The organism is Lentisphaerota bacterium (assembly GCA_016873675.1).
Classification (GTDB): Bacteria; Verrucomicrobiota; Kiritimatiellia; order RFP12; family JAAYNR01; genus VGWG01.
In genome coordinates this window covers 1-17,039 of record VGWG01000064.1, presented here as the reverse complement: position 1 = coordinate 17,039, position 17,039 = coordinate 1, and the positions used below count along the sequence as shown (strand labels likewise).

Genomic DNA, 17,039 nt, shown 5'->3' with positions numbered 1-17,039 from the left:
GGAAAACCGCTGGCGTCTCTATGTGCGTGACACGCTGGTTGAAACCACGATCTCAAAAGATGTGCTCATGCTGGCCAACATTCACAAGCCCGCGCTATTGCGGAACCTGTTTCTGATGGGCTGTGTCTACTCGGGCCAACAACTGTCGTTTCAGAAAATGGCGGGGCAACTTCAGGATGCAGGAAACACCACGACGCTTGCGCATTACTTGCAGCTTTTGCAGAGCGCCGGGTTGCTGGCCGGGCTTCAGAAATATGCGGGACAAGTTGTGCGTCAACGGTCATCCAGCCCCAAGTTTCTGGCGCTGAACAATGCCCTCATGACCTCTTCAAGCAACTTCTCCTTTCGGGAGTGGCGCGACCACCCGGAGCGCTGGGGACGGCTGGTGGAGACCGCTGTCGGCAACCACCTGCAGCAGTCGGCTCTCGAAACCCGGATCGGCTTGTACTATTGGAATGACCGCAGTCTGGAAGTCGATTTCGCTCTCGGTGCGGGGGACCGCCTGACCGCCATCGAAGTGAAGAGCGGTCGCACGCCATCGGCCTTCCCCGGGATCGAGGCGTTTGCCTCACACTTTCGCGTGACACGCAAACTGCTGGTGGGCGGCATGGGCATTCCCCTGGATGAATTTCTGGCAACTCCTGCCGAAGCGTGGCTGTGACTCCGGAGGCTCGGACAGGTGGAGGGGTCAACGGTTCTCCATCGTTTGTTTCCCGCTCGACGGCAACAAATCTGGTTGATCAGATGAGCACCTGCCCGAAGGCCTTTTATCGAGTTCGAGAGGAATAGATCCATGGTTTTGCAAGCGCCTCTAATCGGGCGCATCCCCGTTTCGTTGACTTTACGCGTTCTTGATGGGAGCGCGGGCGTCCCGCCCGCTTTGGGAAGCATGCGTAACGGCCAACGGTGCGGGCGGGACGCCCGCGCTCCCATGAAAGCACCGAAACGGGGATGCGCCCTCTCATCCTTACCGCTCGCTTTTTCCGTCCTGAACCGGTATAGTTTTCAAATCCTTTATCACTCAATCGGCACCAGAGGGAAACACCGTTATGGCCACACCCGCAATCACCCGCGAAGACATCCTGGATTTCCACCGGCAGGGCAAGGTCGGCCTCCGCCTGACCAAGCCGCTGCGCACGCAGCGCGATCTCTGCCTGGCCTACACGCCGGGCGTCGCCCAGGCGGTCAAGGCGGTCGCCGCCGATCCCGCTGCCGCATTTGACTACACCGCCCGCGCCAACCTCGTGGCCGTCGTCTCCGACGGGACCGCCATCCTCGGTCTGGGCGATCTGGGCGCGCTGGCCAGCATCCCGGTGATGGAGGGCAAGGCCGTCCTGTTCAAGGCGTTCGGCGACGTGGACGCCTGGCCCGTGCCGCTCGCCCGCTGCCGCGCCGGCGGCGCCGACACCGGCCGCACCGATCCGCAGCGGATCATCGACGTCGTCGCCGCCCTCGCGCCGATGTACGGCGGCATCAACCTGGAGGATATCGCCGCGCCCGCCTGCTTCGAGATCGAGGACCGCCTCGACGCCATGCTCGACATCCCCGTCTTCCACGACGATCAGTGGGGCACCGCCGTCATCACCCTCGCCGGGCTGATGAACTACGCGCTGCTGAGCGACCGCCGCCTCGCCGATCTGCGCGTCGTCATCAACGGCGCGGGCGCGGCCGGCATCCGCATCGCCGACATGTGCAAGGCCGCGGGGGTCCGCGACCTGGTGATGTGCGACACCAAGGGTCCGCTCGCCGAGTCCCGCACCGACCTCAACGACCACAAGCGCCGTCATGCCGCGAAGACGAACGCCCGCACCCTCGTCGAGGCGCTCCGCGGCGCGCATGTCTTTATCGGCGTTTCGGCCGCCAACGTCCTGAGCGGCGCGGATGTCGCGGCCATGGCCGGCTTTCCGGCCATTTTCGCGATGTCCAACCCCGACCCCGAGATCGACCCCGCGGCTGTCGCCGTCGCCCTCGCCGGCAAGCCCTACGTCATGGCCACCGGCCGCTCCGATTACCCGAATCAGATCAACAACGTCCTCGGCTTTCCCTTCCTCTTCCGCGGCGCGCTCGACGTCCGCGCCCGGACGATCAACACGGCGATGAAGGTCGCCGCCTCCGAGGCGCTGGCCGCGCTCGCGCGGCAGCCCGTCCCCGAAGCGGTGCGCGCCCTCTACCCGGCCGAGCGCCTGGAATTCAGCCCGGCCTACATCATCCCCAAGCCGTTCGACCGCCGGCTGTTCGTCGAGATCTCGCACGCCGTCGCCAGCGCCGCCGTCACGTCTGGAGTCGCGCCCGCGCACGACCTCGTCGCGCTCCGCGCCGCGCTCGAAGCCCGCAACGCGGCGCGCGGCGGCTGAGTCGGGAGGCTCTTGCAAAACCCCTTCGAGGTGTTTGCATGAGCGAAGTCAGAATACGGAAGACAGGATTCAGAATAGTAGAACACGCTGCCTGTGAGAGGGTTCCAATTCTGAATACTGACTTCTGACTTCTGAATACGGCGCTTGCACAACCGACGCAGGAGGTTTTGCAAGAGCCTCTCGGTTACTGCCGCTGCCGGACGGCTTCGTAGAGGCAGACCGCGCCGGCCACGGCCGCATTGAGCGAGGCGACCTGACCGGCCATGGGGAGGCGGGCGATGAAGTCGCACGTCTCGCGCGTCAGCCGTTTGAGCCCGTGCCCCTCGCTGCCGATGACAATGCCGATCCGATCCTTGAAATCGATCGCGGTGTAGGGGCGCACGTCGTCGCCCTCCATGTCGAGGCCGACCGTCCACAGCCCGGCCTTCTTGAGCAGCTCCATGGCGCGCACCAGATTGACCACGCGGGCCACGCGCATGTGCTCGGAGGCGCCGGCCGAGGCCCGCACCACCGCCGGGGTCACGCCCACCGCCCGGTCTTCGGGAATCACCACGGCGTGGACCCCCGCCGCGTCGGCGGTGCGCAGCAGCGAGCCGAGGTTCTGCGGATCCTCCAGATGGTCCAGGATCAGCACGAGCGCGTCCTTGCGCTTTTCCACCAGCCCGGCGACCTCTTCCACGCAGACATACGGGAAGCCGCCCGTCCGCACCGCCACGCCCTGATGGTGGCCGTTCTGCGTCAGGTCATCCAGATCCCGCCGGGACACCTTTCGCACCGACGCGCCCGCGCGCGCCGCTGCGGCCCGGAGCTGCGCCAGCTCGGGCGTCTCGCGCCCCTCTTCGACCATCAGCAGCTCATGCACATGCCGCCGCGCGGCCCTGAAGACCTCGGCGACCGGCCGCCGTCCATAAATCCATTCCCCTTTTCCCGTTTGGCCTTCCATGTGTTCCTTTCCCGTGGGCAATCGATCCCCTGACAGATCGAGCTTGAGGACATCCGCGTTTCACAGTTTGCAGTATACGATATCGTTTGTAATTTGCAAATAAATCGCTTAAAACCCGCTTAAAACCCGTCAATTTTTGACGATGTGGTTTATAAGGGACAGGTCATCGCTTTAGTCTCAGAGGGTTCAGAAGGGACATGCCTCCAGTCAAGTCTCAGCAGCCGGTGATCCTGCAAGCTGTCGCCAGTTATCGTGGGCCCCACAGAACATCGCCCAGTTCGCCGGGAAGCGCGTGGCACTCGTAGCACCGTGCGAAGACCTCCCCGATGCCGTCGATCCAGCGCAGCGTGCCGGCGTCCCCCTCATCGCGCTGCCGGATAGCCGATGCGGGCACATCACGGATCCCGTCTGCCGCCTCTTGCACCGCCTGGACGCAGAGCAAGTGAGGCAGCGCGGCGTCGATGCCACAGGGAATCGGCGTTCCGTCACGGGCTGCGTCTACGCAGCGCCAGAGCTTGCGGTCCGGCTGCGCGTTCGGGTTGCCGTAGTTCCGAATCCGGCCATCACCGAATCGGGCTTCGAAGGTCTCACCCCCATTCTGAGAATAGGTCACCTCGGCGTTCTCGAACTCAAAGACCGACACGGGGCCGATGCCGTCTGGGCAGGCATGGGTCGTCAGAAACAGAATCTCGACGCCGGTCGCGGTGATGATCCGCACGCCGGCCGTGTCGAAGTTTTCGATGGGGTTGGCACGGTAGCATTCCGACTCGACGGATCGGATCGTCGCGCTCTGATGGGTGTCGCCGCCGAGCAGATAGAGCATGTTGTGCAGGTAATGGGCGGTGGCGTTGCTCACCGGACTGTCATACACCCACGCGCCGGAGTCGTCCCGGATTCTGCCGGCCCAGCGGTTCCGCGCATAATAGGCCGAGGTGCGCGGCCATTGCACCATCGTCTTCAGCCGCAAGGGCCTGCCCAGCGCCCCGGTGAGGATGTCCGCCTTCAAGGCCTGAACCGCCTCGGAGAACGACCACTGGAAGCCGACGGCCAGAAACCGGCCGCCGGATCGCTGTTCGGCTTCGCGCATGGCCAGCGCCTCCTGCACCGTGGCGGCCGCTGGTTTCTCGCACAAAACGTTCGACCCCCTGGCCAGTGCGAGACACGCTTGCGGCGCATGGAGCGGGATGGGCGTGGCCAGCACCAGCAGATCGGGCGTCTGTCGCGCATACAGCTCGTCAAGGCTGCTATAAATCGGGATGCCTGCCGCCACGAGTGCGCCGTAGAGCGAACTCCGTTCCGGAGCCGGATCGACCGCCGCCGCCAAACGCGCGCGATGCCGGGACGCGCCCTCCAGCAGCTCCCGCGCGTAAAACTCGCCGTAGCCGCCGATCCCCGCCAGCCCAATCGTCACGCACCGTTCGCACGCATCGTGTGTATTCATGGGGTATTATCCGATATCGATCATCGCCTTTACGACGCCGTCCCGATAGTCGGCGACGAGTTCGAAAGCCGCCTGGGCGTCGGCCAACGCAAAGCGATGCGTCGCCATGACCCGCACATCAACGTCCTTGCGGGCGATCATGTCGAGCGCCAGCCGGACGCACTGGTTCTGTCGGCGGACATTCTGGATGCAGATCTCCTTGTGCCGCAGCTTGTCGATCTTGAAGGAGACCCGTTCGAGGGTCGGCGGGATGCCGATCAGCATCAGCTTGCCGCCGGGCTTGAGGATTTCGAGGGCCTGATCCAGGGCCTCCTGCTGGCCGCAGCATTCAAACACCACGTCGAGCCCGCCGGGTTCCAGCTTCTGAATCTCGGCAACGACATCGTCGCAGTCGGGGTTTCCACCCCATACGGCACCGGCTTGCTTCGCCAGATCCAGTCGCTGGCTGATCTTGTCGGTGACGTAGATCTTCCGCGCCCCCTGCGCCTGGGCGGGCAGCAGCACGCTCAGCCCGACCGGGCCGGCGCCCAGAATGCCGATCGCGGCCCCGCGCATGGGGATGGATTGCTTGACCGCGTAGACGCCGATGGACAGGGGTTCGGAGATGGCGGCCTCGTCAAAGGTGGTGTCATCGGTGATGGTGAAACAGCACGCCTCGGGTATGACGATGAATTCGCTCAGGCACCCCTCGGCCTGCTTGGGACAGCCGAGGAAGCGGAGCGTGCGGCAGGTGTGCGGCCGTCCCGCCAGGCACTGGTCGCAGGCCCCGCACGACATCGCCGGCTCGACGGCAATCCGGTCGCCAACCCGGACCCGCGTGACGCCCGGGCCGACCGCCTCCACCACGCCCGCCCCCTCATGGCCGACGGTGAACGGATAGCTGACCACCTGGCTGCCGATCTGCCCATTCTGAAAATAATGCACATCGGAGCCGCACACCCCGACCACCTTCATGCGGATCAGCACATCGTCCGCGTGGACGATTCTGGGGGTGGGCGTCTCCATCAGTTCTAGACGGTTGATGCCCGTGAGTTTCATCGCCTTCATGACTGACCATCCTGCTTTCTGTGTAATGCCTGCGTGGTTTGACTCAGACGCCTCGTTGAAACAAATTGCCGCGGTTCAGCCGCGCGTCGGGGTCGAACAGCCGTTTCAGCTTCCGCATCGCCTCAATGCCATTCGCCCCGTACTGGACTTCGAGCAACGCAACCTTGATCTTGCCGATGCCGTGTTCCGCCGAGACCGACCCGCCCAGCGCCGTGACGAGGGCGGCCCATTCGCGATACAGCGCCTGGCCCCGGTCGTACTCGGTCTGCGTGCGCGGCAGGATGTTGACGTGGACGTGGTTGTCGCCGATATGGCCGAAGATCACCGACTCCAGTCCGGCGGCAGCGAGATCGCTGTGGTAACGCGCCAGGATGCGATCGAGCGCGGTATCGGGCACCGCCATATCGGTTCCGAGCTTCGTCAGGCCCGGGCAGGTCTTCCGCCGTTCGTCAATCAACCGGTTGACCACCTCCGGCGTGGCGTGCCGGAAGGTCTTCAGGCGATCAAGGACCTGAGGCTGATCAGCAAACCAGCAGGTGTCGTCGCTCGCGCCGAAGGACGGCAGCCGCGCAGTGATCGCCAGAACGGCCGGTTCCAGCGCCGCCGCATCCTTGCCGTGAAGCTCAACGTAGATCGCGGCCGCGCAGGTGGCGGGCAGCGTGGGCAGACGAGAGAAGGCGGGGGTCTCCCGTTGGGCCCGGCGCAGCAGATCCAGCGCGTCGGCGTCAAAAAACTCGATCGCAACCGGTGCAATCAGCCGGGCGCAATCCCCGTCGCCGCGCAGAAAACGAACAAACGCGAGCGCGCCCGCCTCGGCGGGGAAGAATGCGGTCAGCGCCTGGCGAACCGGGGGCAGCGGGAGCAGGTCGAGCTCGGCCTCGGTGATGACCCCCAACGTCCCTTCCATGCCGATGAACAGATCCAGCAGATCCATGTCCGGTTTGACATAGTATCCGGCGGCATGCTTGACCGTTGGCATTTTCAGGGGGGGTAAATCCCCGGCGATGACGCTTCCGGAATCGGTCTTCAGCGCAAACCGGTTGCCCTGCGCCCGCTGTTCGCCGCGCCGCAGGGTGAGCGTCTCGCCGTTGGCGAGCATCACCCGCGCAGAGCGGATCCAGCGGCGGGTCGGTCCATAGTGGTAGCTGAGCGCGCCGGAGGCGTTGCAGGCGATCATCCCGCCGATCGAGGCCGAGGTTTCGGTGGGATCCGGCGGGAAGAACAGCCCCTGTAGCGCGACCGTCGCGTTGATCTCCGAAAGAAGCACGCCGGGTTGGACGGTGATCCGGCGATCCACAACCGCGCCGAGGCGCTTCATGCGGCTTAGATTGAGAATCAGCCCGCCCTCCGGAACCGCCCCGGCTGAGATGCCGGTGCGGGCGCCTTGCACGGTGACCGGCCAGCCGTTGACGCGCGCCTCGTCCAAGGCGCGCCTGACCGCTCGCTCGTCTGTCGCAAACACGATGCGCTCCGCGCATCCGGTCCGCCGCGATTCATCGCGCAGATAGCCGGCCTCGTCTGCGGTCACGGGCACGCCAATCGGGTCCTGCTTACCGTCCGATGATCCGCTCAAGTTCCTCCGCCTTTCCGATGAAGAAAACAACCTTTCCCTCTTTTTTCTGTGGTTTGCCGGCCGCCACCAGATGGGTGCAGGGGATGGAACTGTTGCCCCAGACCCGGCAGGGACCCGGCCCGACGCGGGCCACAAAGGCCGTGCCGTCATAAGACCGCAGAACGGCATGATTGACGGCAGGCAGGCTGTCAGGCACCGACCAGTAGAACGTCTGGAGATCGCGTTCGCCGTCCGCCAGGAACCGGCTCTCCCCTGCGCGAAAGCCCTGCGGCCCGTCGGCCACCCGGACAAACGCGCCGTTGCGGATGATGCCCTGGGACATCTGCTCCTGGCTCGAAAAAAACGGGCTGATGGTTTTCATGCAGACATGGCTCATCATTCCGTCGTCATGCTCGATGTTTCGGGTGGTGATCCGGAAGCGGACGGTGTGTCCCTGCTCCACCCACGCCGTGCAGGCGATCCGCTGCGTTCCCTGCTCGCGCACATAAGACGCGCGCTGCCCGTCGGGTGCGACCTCCCAATTCACCGTCGTCTTGGGGTCTCCCGGGAACCACAGGTTCGCGCCGGTGAATGGGCCGTAGGTCGTCTCCGGCACGTCCAGCGTCCAGACGCTCTCTGGAAACCAGGGGACACGCACCTCGAGCGTGGTCGTCTCGAGTCCGCGCAGCGTGATCGGCTCCTTCAGGTACAGATCCTGGCGAATGGCGAGTTTGGCTGGCGGCTCCGGCGGGCCCGCCCGGTACGCCCCGTCTGCATCCTCTCCGGGCGGGGGCGTATCCGACGCGCAGCGGAAGCCCGAGACATAATTTCGCATCCCCGGCGTCCAGCCGAAACGGGCCGTCACCAGGCGCGAATAGGGTTGGGTGTGAAACACGCTGGAACCCACGAGAATATGGCTATCGCGGCCTTTGATCGTCCGCACATACTGGCAGACCAGCCCCACCATGTCCATCGCGCCGCACGGACTTGCACCGGCAGGCCAGGAGCCGACCGGGAAAAGGGTCGCGAACGAAAGGTCGCCCGTCCCTTCATAGCAGGCGTTCGTCAATGGTTGATTGCCCCAGGGGTAGAGCCGTCCATCGGTTCCGCGCGCGGCCAGTTCCCACTCAGCCTCCGTGGGCAGGCGTTTGCCCGCCCAGCGGGCATAGGCTTCGGCATCGGCGGCATTGACGCCGATCATGGGCAGCGCCTCGGTGCCGGGTTGGTCCGGCGGCCAGGACCGGGTCAATTCCCTCCAACCGACCACCCAACCGTTGCGCAACACCTGGTAGTTTGTCTCTTTCAGGAAACGGGCGAATTGGCCGCGGGTGACCGGATAGGTGTCGATCCAGAAGTCCTTCACCTCTAGCACGTTTCGGTTCGTATGAAACTTCAGGCGATCCGGATGCACCCCGGCGGCGGTGGCGGCGGCTCGCTTCTCCTCTGCGGTCATGCCGAAGATCAGCGCCCCGCCGGGCACACGGACCATCTCCCGATCCATCCGTTGCGCGGAATAGCCGAGCGGCGGGGCGAGCGGCGGCGGACGGGCCGTCTCCTCCTGGCCGAACCCCGTCGTCACGGCCGTCAGCAGCGCCCACAGACACAAGCTGACGACCCGCATCGATCTAATTTTATCAATCACCGGAAAACCTGAAACCTGAAACCTGAACCCTATCCAATCACGCTCCCTGCGGGGTGTCCCTCACACCATCCGTCCGCCTTCGAGCGTCAGCGTCCGATCACAGAGCGCGGCGACTTCGGGCGAGTGGGTGACCAGCACGAGGGCGTGGCCGGTCTGGCGGGCGATGTCGAAGAGGAGATCGAGAATTTGGGCACCGGTGCCACGATCCAGATTGCCGGTCGGCTCGTCGGCCAAGAGCAGGGGCGGCGCATTCATCAGGGCGCGGGCCAGCGCGGCCCGCTGCTGCTCGCCGCCGGAGAGTTCGAGCGGGGTGTGCGTGGCGCGATCCGCCAGTCCCACGCGATCCAGCATCTCGATTGCCCGCTTCCGGATGACGGCGCGGCTCTGCCGGTTGCCGCCGGCCCAGGCCGGAAGCATCACGTTCTCGGCGATATCCATTTCGGGGAGCAGATGGTAGGACTGGAAAACAAAGCCGATCTCGCGGGCGCGCAGCATCGCCCGGTCGCGTTCGCCCAGGGCATAGATCGAGCGCCCGTTGATGCGCACCTCGCCGGACTCGGGGCGGTCCAACGCGCCCAGCACGTGCAGCAACGTGCTTTTGCCGACGCCGCTGCGGCCGACCACCGCCACCCGTTCGCCAGCGGCCAGGGTCAGCGACGCCCCGGTGAGCACGGTAACGGTTTTGTGCGGCAGGCGGTAGCTTTTGTTCAGGTCGCGCGCATCAATCACCAGGTCCGGGTGGGACATGTCGGTCTCCCATGGGCAGAAGAATTAAGAGCGGTTTCCATTGTGGCGGAAATCGGTGCAAACGGCAAGCGCGCTGTTCCAAAGATCTTCCAAAGATCGACATCCTGCTCCCAGAGTGCTAAATTGACACCCCTTTCGTAAATCTCCCGCTCGCTCGCGCACTTGCGAGCAGCACATTGGGACCGCACCCGGATTTTGCGCCATGCCCACACTCAACTGGATCGGAAAAGAAGCCGTCGTCAATCACCACCAGCAGGTGCCCTTTCGCCTGCTCAAGGACGTGCCCGACCTCGCCTGCGGCGACCCCGGCAGCGGCAACCTGATTGTCCAGGGCGACAACCTCGAAGCCCTCAAGGCCCTTCTCCCGTACTACGCCGGTTGCCTTCTCAGCCGCGACCGCCTGCAAGGTGCCCGCATCACCGTCCGCCAAACGCCGTATGAAATCAAGGTGTCGTGAGCGCGTTTCGCGCAGAGGGCGCGGAGCTACGCAGAGGGGGAGACGCACATGAAAAAGAAGACGCTGAGCCAGGCGGTGGAGGACTTTCGCGGACTGATCGTGCAGGTGCGGGGCGTGCCTGTGATCCTCGACAGCGACCTCGCCAAAGCCTACGGCGTCACCACCAAAGCGCTGAATCAGGCAGTCAAGCGGAACCGTGAGAGGTTTCCGGACGAGTTTGTGTTTCTCGTTGAACCGCAGGAATTTACAATCTTGATATCACAAATTGTGACTTCAAGTTGCGTGCCCATGCTATCACAAACTGCGACAGCATCTCGGCATGGCGGCAGGCGCAAAGCCACCTACGTTTTTACCGAGCATGGAGCGATTATGGCATCCATGGTTCTCAACAGTCCGCAGGCCGTGCAGATGAGCGTGTTCGTGGTGAAGGCGTTCGTCGCCATGCGGTCGCTGCTCCTGACGCAGCAGGACTTGGCCAAGAAGCTGGCGGACCTCGAGCGCACGCTGACCGAGCGACTGGACACGCACGAGCACGCGATCTCGGACATCATCCAGCAGATCATGCAACTCCTCTCACCCCCGCCGCCCGAGGCAGCAGAGCCGCCGCGCCCGCTCATCGGCTTCTCGGTCCGCGAGAGGCGTGCGAAGTATCGGACAAAGAGAAACGCTGGGAAGAGCACTTGAGAGGGTTCGCGCAGAGGACGCGGAGACACGCAGAGGGGGTATGGAAAATGAACCTGGGACCGACGGGGACATGGGAATTTGCATCTGATTTTTCGTTTCCGAAATGACCGCATCGTACGTCGCTCTCGTGCCGCCACAGGAACGGTGACACATGCGATTATTAAAGAAGTCTTCCTGAATGACAAGTAGGACCCGACAGGGTCCATCGGGGTCAGCCCTTGACTGAAAATAAAATTGAGAATCGCGTCCTTTTTCTCTGTCCCCGATGCAGCATGCTTCGCGCATTTCCGGGTTCCAATCCGGACTCAGGACACCGGACTCAGGACACCGATTGATCGGACGCCGGACGTTTGCTGGAGATCTGCGGCGCGGCAGGGATACCGCGCCCGACCTCGCTTCGCGCAGTCTTAGCCGTTTGCTCTTACTCGGCTATCCCTGTACTTTCGAGTAAGCGTTGCGGTTAAGAATAAGCGATTGAGGCTCTTGCAAAACTTCTTGTGGTGCAGGCGTCCCGCCTGCAAAATGTGGAAATGCCTTGGAATTGCAGGAGAGACGCCTGCACCACTGCCAACCAGCGCGGACTTCAGGGACAGGGACTGGTTTTGTCTCCGTCCGGTGGACGAGAGCGGGCGACGATTACCTCTGATCGATCCCTGATACCGTCTCTTGCGGCCGTCGCATCGGTCGGAGCGCGACAAGGGACGGGCCTTGCGTTTATCGCAATCCGGTTGTTCCCATCGAGCACCGGCCTGAGCCAGCATGAGCGCCATTGTCCCGATGATCGCCGACCGATGATTGGCAGACGGGCCGTCGTGTTCTAGGCGCGTCCTGGTCCCCCGGCGACTTGTGCGCGGCGCGCTGATACCGATTGCTTTCTTCCTGTAGCCTGCGGCCCGCCAGGGACGGCGGGCCCTACCTGGCTTGACCGTGTTTCTCCCCGGTGACCACTTTCTCCGTAGACACCGGAACCGATGCGCGATGGGTCCTCACCGTCCGGCGCGGGCCAGGGCGATCCACGGGGCAAGCGCGTCGAGGGTCTGCTTGAACGTCGCGCTCGGCAGTTGCTGTGCAGCGTCGCTGTAAGCCTCGTTGGGATTGGGGTGGGCCTCGATGACCAAGCCGTCGGCGCCTGCGGCGAGCGCGGCTCTGGCGAGAGGCAGCACCAGCGAACGTTTGCCAGCCGCATGGCTGGGATCGACCAGAATCGGCAGGTGGGTCTCCTGCTTGGCCACGGCGACGCCGCCAAGATCGAGGAGGTTGCGCACCGACTTGTCGAACGACCGGAGGCCCCGTTCGCAGAGCATCACATTGGAGCAGCCGTTCACGAGGAGATACTCGGCGGCGGCGAGCCACTCCTCGACCGTCGAGGCCATGCCGCGCTTGAGCAGCACCGGCTTGCGCGCCTGAGCGACCGATTCGAGGAGATCGTAATTCTGTGCGTTGCGCGCGCCAATCTGAAGCACATCGGCGGTGTCATGAACCAGCTCCACCTGGGAGGGTCCGAGGATTTCGGTCACCATCGAGACGCCGAACTCCGCCTTCACGTCGCGCATGATCGCGATGGCGTCGCCTCTGAGCCCCTGGAAATCGTAGGGCGACGTCCGAGGCTTGAAGGCCATGGCGCGGATGAGGGTCACCCCGGCAGCCTTCAAATCGCGCACGGCGGATCGAAACTGGTCGGCCGTCTCGATCGCGCAGGGGCCGGCGATGATCGCGATGGCGCCGCCGCCAATCGCTGTGCCGTTAACCGTGATGACGGTGTCGGAGGGGTGGTATTCCCGCGAAACGAGCTTGTACCGCTGCTGGACAGGCATCACCGACTCGACGATCGGCAGGTTGTTGAGCACCTCCAGCGAGCGGTTGTTGAGTTCGTCGCCAATGCAGGCGACAACGGTGCGTTCGACGCCACGGATGACCCGCGGCTGGTAGCGCAGGGTGCAGACGAGTTCGCTGACCGACTGGATGTCGGCGTCGGTTGCGTGCGGTTTGAGTACAATAATCATGCTGGTATTATAGCGGCTTCAGGCAACGGAAGCAACCGGCAAAGTCTGTGGAGGCTCTTGCAAAACCCCCTCCGGGGTGTTTGCAAGAGAGAAGTCAGAACACAGGAGTCAGGAGTCAGCATAATAGAACACCTTGCCCGTGAGAGGGTTACAATTCTGAATACTGAATTCTGGCTTCTGAATACGGCGCTTGCAGAACCGACGAAGGAGGTTTTGCAAGCGCCTCTGTGGGTTCATCCTTCGGCGGCGGCCAGCACGCGCTGCATGTCGTCGGGGCTGTCGAGCTGATAGGAGACGGGACGGCCGCACGCGGGGTGCCGGAAGGTCAGTCCGGAGGCGTGCAGCGCCTGGCGCTCCATGCGCAACACCAATCGGTCTGTGTCGGTCAACCGCCCCTCGCAAAAACGGATGAAGGCCGTCTCGTCACGGCCGTACAGCTTGTCGCCCACAACCGGATACCCCAGTGCGAGCAGCGTGGCCCGGATCTGGTGCAAACGCCCGGTGAGCGGCTCGGCCTCGATCAGCGCCACCCCCCGCCGCTGCGTCAGCAGCCGAAAACGGGTTTCGACCCGCACCGCTTCCGGTCCCGGCAGGCCGGCGACCGATTCCAAAACGACGCGGCACTTTTTGCGGATCGCTGAGGCCGTGTCGGGGAGCAGCCAGCCGACGCCGTTCAGCTCGGATGGAAACGCGCTGGCCTCGACCAGGACGGTGTAGCGCTTGCCCACCTGTCGGCAGGCAAATTGCTTGCCGCAGGTGTGCGCGGCCGCCGGGTTCTTGGCCACGACCACCAGGCCGGAGGTCTCGCGATCAATGCGGTTGACGAGCGCGGGTTCGGCAATCCCGCGCACGTCCTTGAGCCACGCCCACAATGTGTGATTAAAATAACGCCCGCTCGGATGACAGGGGAGGTTGCCGCTTTTGCTGACGATGAGGAGGTCGGGGTCGTCCGACACGATACCGATTGTGAAATCGACCGGCGGCTCGGGAAGGTCCGAGATGTCGTAGGCGAGCCGATCCCCCGCCTGGAGCGCCTCATCGGGCAGACGCCTCTGCGCGTTGACCGTGACGTGTCCGGAACAGATCCGCTCGCACCACCCCGTCCGGTCATGGTAGGGAAAGCGCCTGGCCAGAAAATCGGCCACCGCCAGCCCGGCCGCCACCGCCGGCACGTCACACGCGATGTGCCGTTTCATAGTCGTCCGGGGTGGAAAACATTCATCGCGTCTGCCGCCGCCGCATCTGGCGCGAGGCCGTATTCGGTCGTTCGATCACGATAGCGCCCTCGCCGTCCCGCTTGATCTTATCGCGATAGCGCTGCAGCAGCATCTGCAAGATCGAAATCCCCTGGCTGACGGTCCAGTAGAGCGAGAGCGCGGCGGGCATGCTGTAGAACATCACCAGCATCATGCCGGGCATCATGATCATCATCATCTTCTGCTGCGCCGGGTCGCCCGTAGACGGCGTCAGGTAGCTCTGGATCGCCATGGTTCCGGCCATCAGGACCGGCAGGATGTTGATCGCGCCGATGAACGGGATCATTCCCGCGAACAGGTTTTCCGGCTCGCTCAGGTCGCCGATCCACAGAAACGGCGCGAAGCGGAGTTCGACCGCGCTGCGCAGCACGGTGAACAGGGCGAAGAAGATCGGAAGCTGCACCAGCATGGGCAGGCAGCTCGACAGCGGATTGACCTTGTTTTCGCGATAGAGGCGCCAGGTCTCCTGCTGGATTTTCTGGGGATTGTCCTTGTGCAGAACCTGCAGGGCCTTGAGCTGCGGCTGCAGGGTCTGCATCCGCTTCATCCCCTCGGTGCTCTTGTGCGTCAGCGGCCAGAAGATCACCCGCACGAGGATCGTGAGCAGGATCACCGCCACGCCGTAGTTCGGGATCACGCTGTTGAAAAAGTTGAGGGTCGGCACCAGCAGCTTGCAGAACCATTTGAACGTGCCGAATTCCATCACCTCGTCCACCCGGTGGCCGATGGCCTTGAGCACGGCGAGCTTCTTGGGACCGATGTAGAGGGTCGTGTCCCGTGTGACCGTCTCGCCGGGCTGAAGCGTGAAGCCGCTGAACGCGACTGCCGCCGAGAGACTGCTAACCGGATTTCGCTTGTAACCGGCGGGCGCGGCCACGATGTCCATACGGAACCCGGCATTGGTGGTTGCCGACAGGAAGATCTGGGTGAAGAATCGCGACTTGATCGCGATCCACCGCTGCGGGGTCTCGACCGGCAGTGAGGCCCGGGGCTTGAGCGGACCGGCCGCGCCACCGCTGCAGCCCCCGCCACTGCCGCCGATCGCCTTCGCCACATCGCGCTCCCAATGCCGCGCTTTGGCATCTGCCCAGGCGCCGAACGAATCGACGCCCAGAATGTCGTTCTTGGATGGGCCGCACGGGAAGGCGCCGAGGGTGACCCAGTTGGACGCGATCCCCAGCGGACGGTCCGAAGTATTGATCAAGCGATCCGTGACCTCGATCCGGTAGAGATCGCGCAGAACGATCCGGCGTTCCACAGTCAGGCCATGGGCGGACTGGGTCGTCAGGGTGACCGTCTGGGTGTCGGCCTGGAGCGTGTAATCGGCATCGGCCGCGATTCCGGGCAGCCCCTCCCAGCGCAACGCTGGCACGTTTTCAAAATCGAAGGTCATCGGGCCGCTATCGGGCTGCAGCGTGGCCGCATGCTCCAACAGCGTCGCCTCAACCACCGCGCCGCCGCGGGAGGAGATCGAAACGACCAGCTCGTCACTGCGAAGGGTGGCAATCTGTTCAGGCAGGCGTGCAACCGAGGATGTGGTGCCTTCCAGAACAGCCTCCGGCGCCGCTGGCGGTGCGCTCGAAGCGACCTCAGCAGCAGGCTCGGACGCCGCATGCAACGTCGCTGAAGCCGCCGCATCGGGGGAGAGCGCCTCCCGTTTCAGGACTTGCCGCGCCTGCTCCTCACGCTGCGCCAAGCTGACCTTGTTCTGATAGAGCATCCAGCCCAGCAGGGCGAGGAACAGCAGGCAAACGATGGCGATGTCTTGTTTTTTCATAAGGGTAACGAATCATTCCTCGTTCAGGGCGGCGGAACCGGATCCTCTCCGCACGGTCCGAAGGGCCGGCATCGGACGATGCGCCGCACCGCCAGCCACAGACCGCGCCAAGGGCCGTGCGCGCGGAGCGCCCCGATGCAATACTCCGAACACGACGGTGTGAAGCGACAGCACGGGCCGATCAGCGGCCCAAGCGCCACCTGGTACCCGCGGACACACAGGATCAACAGCCGACTCAACATGGTCCCGGCTCCTTCCGGCAGAGGCCGACCCTGCGGCAGATCGCCAAAAAATCATCGGCCACGGCCCGCCCGCCCGCATCGACAATCCGTGATCGCGCGATCAGGATGAGGTCAACGCCATCGCGCAGCGTGTGGTGATTCAGCCGGAACGCCTCGCGCATCAACCGTCGCGCCCGGTTCCGCTCGACCGCCGTGTGCAGGGATCGCTTGCTGGTCACCACTCCGACCCGATGCGCGGTGCCCTCGGCGGGTTTTGACCAGATCACCATGTACCGGCCAGCAACCGAGCGGCCCGCGTCAAAAACCTCCCGATACTGCCGGGAGGTGAGACGGACCGAGCGCGGCAAACAACACCGTACCGGCGGCGATGAAGCCGTCGTCGCGCACGCCTGGGGATCGGGAACGTGAGCACCCGTGCCGGTCATGGCGTCATCCGCCACGTTAGATGGTCAGGCGCGCGCGGCCCTTTTGACGGCGGCGGGCCAGGATTTTGCGCCCGCCCTTGGTCGCCATGCGGGCGCGAAACCCGATCTTGCGGGCGCGCTTGATTTTGGAAGGCTGCCATAGCTGCTTCATGCTCGTGCTCCTCGGTGCTTCAGGTTTTCAGTAAAAATGGATCGTTACAATAGCTGATCGGCGGAGCGAAGTCAACCCAGGTTTTTTGGCAAGAGCCTTAGTAAGGGCGCATGGCCGTTCTGATGAGGGTTACTTAATCGTAATCATAATCATAATCGTAATCGTAATCATAATCGTAATCTTGCTTTGCTCCTGCATGTGATCATAAAATGTCACCCATGAAAACGGTTTTTGATCATGAGAAGCTGACTGTTTATCAGGAGTCGGTCAGTCAAGAAGCTGCTTGCGCAGGCTGAACCGGGAAAAGAGATCCTCGTT

Annotated in this window: 15 protein-coding genes and 1 pseudogene; 4 read left to right on the top strand and 12 right to left on the bottom strand. The window is 63.8% G+C overall.

The window, feature by feature from the left end:
• Together FJ222_08685 and FJ222_08680 are read left to right on the top strand one after the other, a co-directional pair.
• Nucleotides 1-661: DUF4143 domain-containing protein (locus tag FJ222_08685; GenBank protein ID MBM4164496.1), on the top strand; the 661-nt coding region annotated here is incomplete at its 5' end.
• Between the two features lie 388 nt (nucleotides 662-1,049).
• A complete protein-coding gene (locus FJ222_08680; protein MBM4164495.1) occupies nucleotides 1,050-2,354 on the top strand; it encodes a hypothetical protein in 1,305 nt (434 codons plus the stop codon).
• Nucleotides 2,355-2,538: 184 nt separating this feature from the next.
• Here FJ222_08680 and rlmB read toward each other — a convergent pair whose 3' ends face one another.
• The 6 genes from rlmB to FJ222_08650 all read right to left on the bottom strand — a co-directional run bounded on the left by rlmB (nucleotide 2,539) and on the right by FJ222_08650 (nucleotide 9,726).
• Entirely contained in the window at nucleotides 2,539-3,297 is a 759-nt protein-coding gene (gene rlmB / locus FJ222_08675; GenBank protein ID MBM4164494.1) for a 23S rRNA (guanosine(2251)-2'-O)-methyltransferase RlmB, read from the bottom strand.
• Between the two features lie 247 nt (nucleotides 3,298-3,544).
• On the bottom strand, nucleotides 3,545-4,738 hold the full coding sequence (locus tag FJ222_08670; GenBank protein MBM4164493.1) for a Gfo/Idh/MocA family oxidoreductase: 1,194 nt from the start codon (nucleotides 4,736-4,738) through the stop codon (nucleotides 3,545-3,547).
• A 6-nt stretch (nucleotides 4,739-4,744) separates the two neighbouring features.
• The gene (locus FJ222_08665) at nucleotides 4,745-5,785 is read right to left on the bottom strand and encodes a zinc-binding dehydrogenase (protein ID MBM4164492.1); all 1,041 of its coding nucleotides are present in this window, start codon (nucleotides 5,783-5,785) and stop codon (nucleotides 4,745-4,747) included.
• A gap of 43 nt (nucleotides 5,786-5,828) precedes the next feature.
• Entirely contained in the window at nucleotides 5,829-7,526 is a 1,698-nt protein-coding gene (locus FJ222_08660; GenBank protein ID MBM4164491.1) for an FAD-binding oxidoreductase, read from the bottom strand.
• Nucleotides 7,336-8,979 (bottom strand): formylglycine-generating enzyme family protein, encoded by a 1,644-nt coding sequence (locus tag FJ222_08655; protein MBM4164490.1) that lies wholly within the window; start codon nucleotides 8,977-8,979, stop codon nucleotides 7,336-7,338. Before FJ222_08655 ends, FJ222_08660 begins: the two co-directional genes overlap by 191 nt.
• A gap of 60 nt (nucleotides 8,980-9,039) precedes the next feature.
• On the bottom strand, nucleotides 9,040-9,726 hold the full coding sequence (locus FJ222_08650; protein ID MBM4164489.1) for an ABC transporter ATP-binding protein: 687 nt from the start codon (nucleotides 9,724-9,726) through the stop codon (nucleotides 9,040-9,042).
• A 202-nt stretch (nucleotides 9,727-9,928) separates the two neighbouring features.
• Between FJ222_08650 and FJ222_08645 the strand changes: the two are divergent.
• A pseudogene (locus tag FJ222_08645) lies at nucleotides 9,929-10,105 on the top strand (site-specific DNA-methyltransferase).
• A 126-nt stretch (nucleotides 10,106-10,231) separates the two neighbouring features.
• A complete protein-coding gene (locus FJ222_08640) occupies nucleotides 10,232-10,867 on the top strand; it encodes an ORF6N domain-containing protein (protein ID MBM4164488.1) in 636 nt (211 codons plus the stop codon).
• A 986-nt stretch (nucleotides 10,868-11,853) separates the two neighbouring features.
• Here FJ222_08640 and aroF read toward each other — a convergent pair.
• The 6 genes from aroF to FJ222_08610 all read right to left on the bottom strand — a co-directional run bounded on the left by aroF (nucleotide 11,854) and on the right by FJ222_08610 (nucleotide 16,721).
• Nucleotides 11,854-12,870, bottom strand: a complete 1,017-nt coding sequence (gene aroF, locus FJ222_08635; protein ID MBM4164487.1) for a 3-deoxy-7-phosphoheptulonate synthase — start codon at nucleotides 12,868-12,870, stop codon at nucleotides 11,854-11,856.
• Between the two features lie 233 nt (nucleotides 12,871-13,103).
• Entirely contained in the window at nucleotides 13,104-14,066 is a 963-nt protein-coding gene (locus tag FJ222_08630; protein MBM4164486.1) for an RluA family pseudouridine synthase, read from the bottom strand.
• A 22-nt stretch (nucleotides 14,067-14,088) separates the two neighbouring features.
• Complete coding sequence (gene yidC, locus FJ222_08625; protein ID MBM4164485.1) at nucleotides 14,089-15,903, bottom strand: membrane protein insertase YidC; 1,815 nt, start codon at nucleotides 15,901-15,903, stop codon at nucleotides 14,089-14,091.
• Between the two features lie 23 nt (nucleotides 15,904-15,926).
• Nucleotides 15,927-16,145 carry a membrane protein insertion efficiency factor YidD gene (gene yidD, locus FJ222_08620; GenBank protein ID MBM4164484.1) on the bottom strand — a complete coding sequence of 73 codons (219 nt, stop codon included), beginning with the start codon at nucleotides 16,143-16,145 and terminating at the stop codon, nucleotides 15,927-15,929.
• Nucleotides 16,139-16,570, bottom strand: coding sequence for a ribonuclease P protein component (gene rnpA, locus FJ222_08615; protein MBM4164483.1), 432 nt, complete (start codon nucleotides 16,568-16,570; stop codon nucleotides 16,139-16,141). Before rnpA ends, yidD begins: the two co-directional genes overlap by 7 nt.
• A 16-nt stretch (nucleotides 16,571-16,586) precedes the next feature.
• Nucleotides 16,587-16,721 carry a 50S ribosomal protein L34 gene (locus FJ222_08610; GenBank protein ID MBM4164482.1) on the bottom strand — a complete coding sequence of 45 codons (135 nt, stop codon included), beginning with the start codon at nucleotides 16,719-16,721 and terminating at the stop codon, nucleotides 16,587-16,589.
• Nucleotides 16,722-17,039 lie beyond the last annotated feature (318 nt).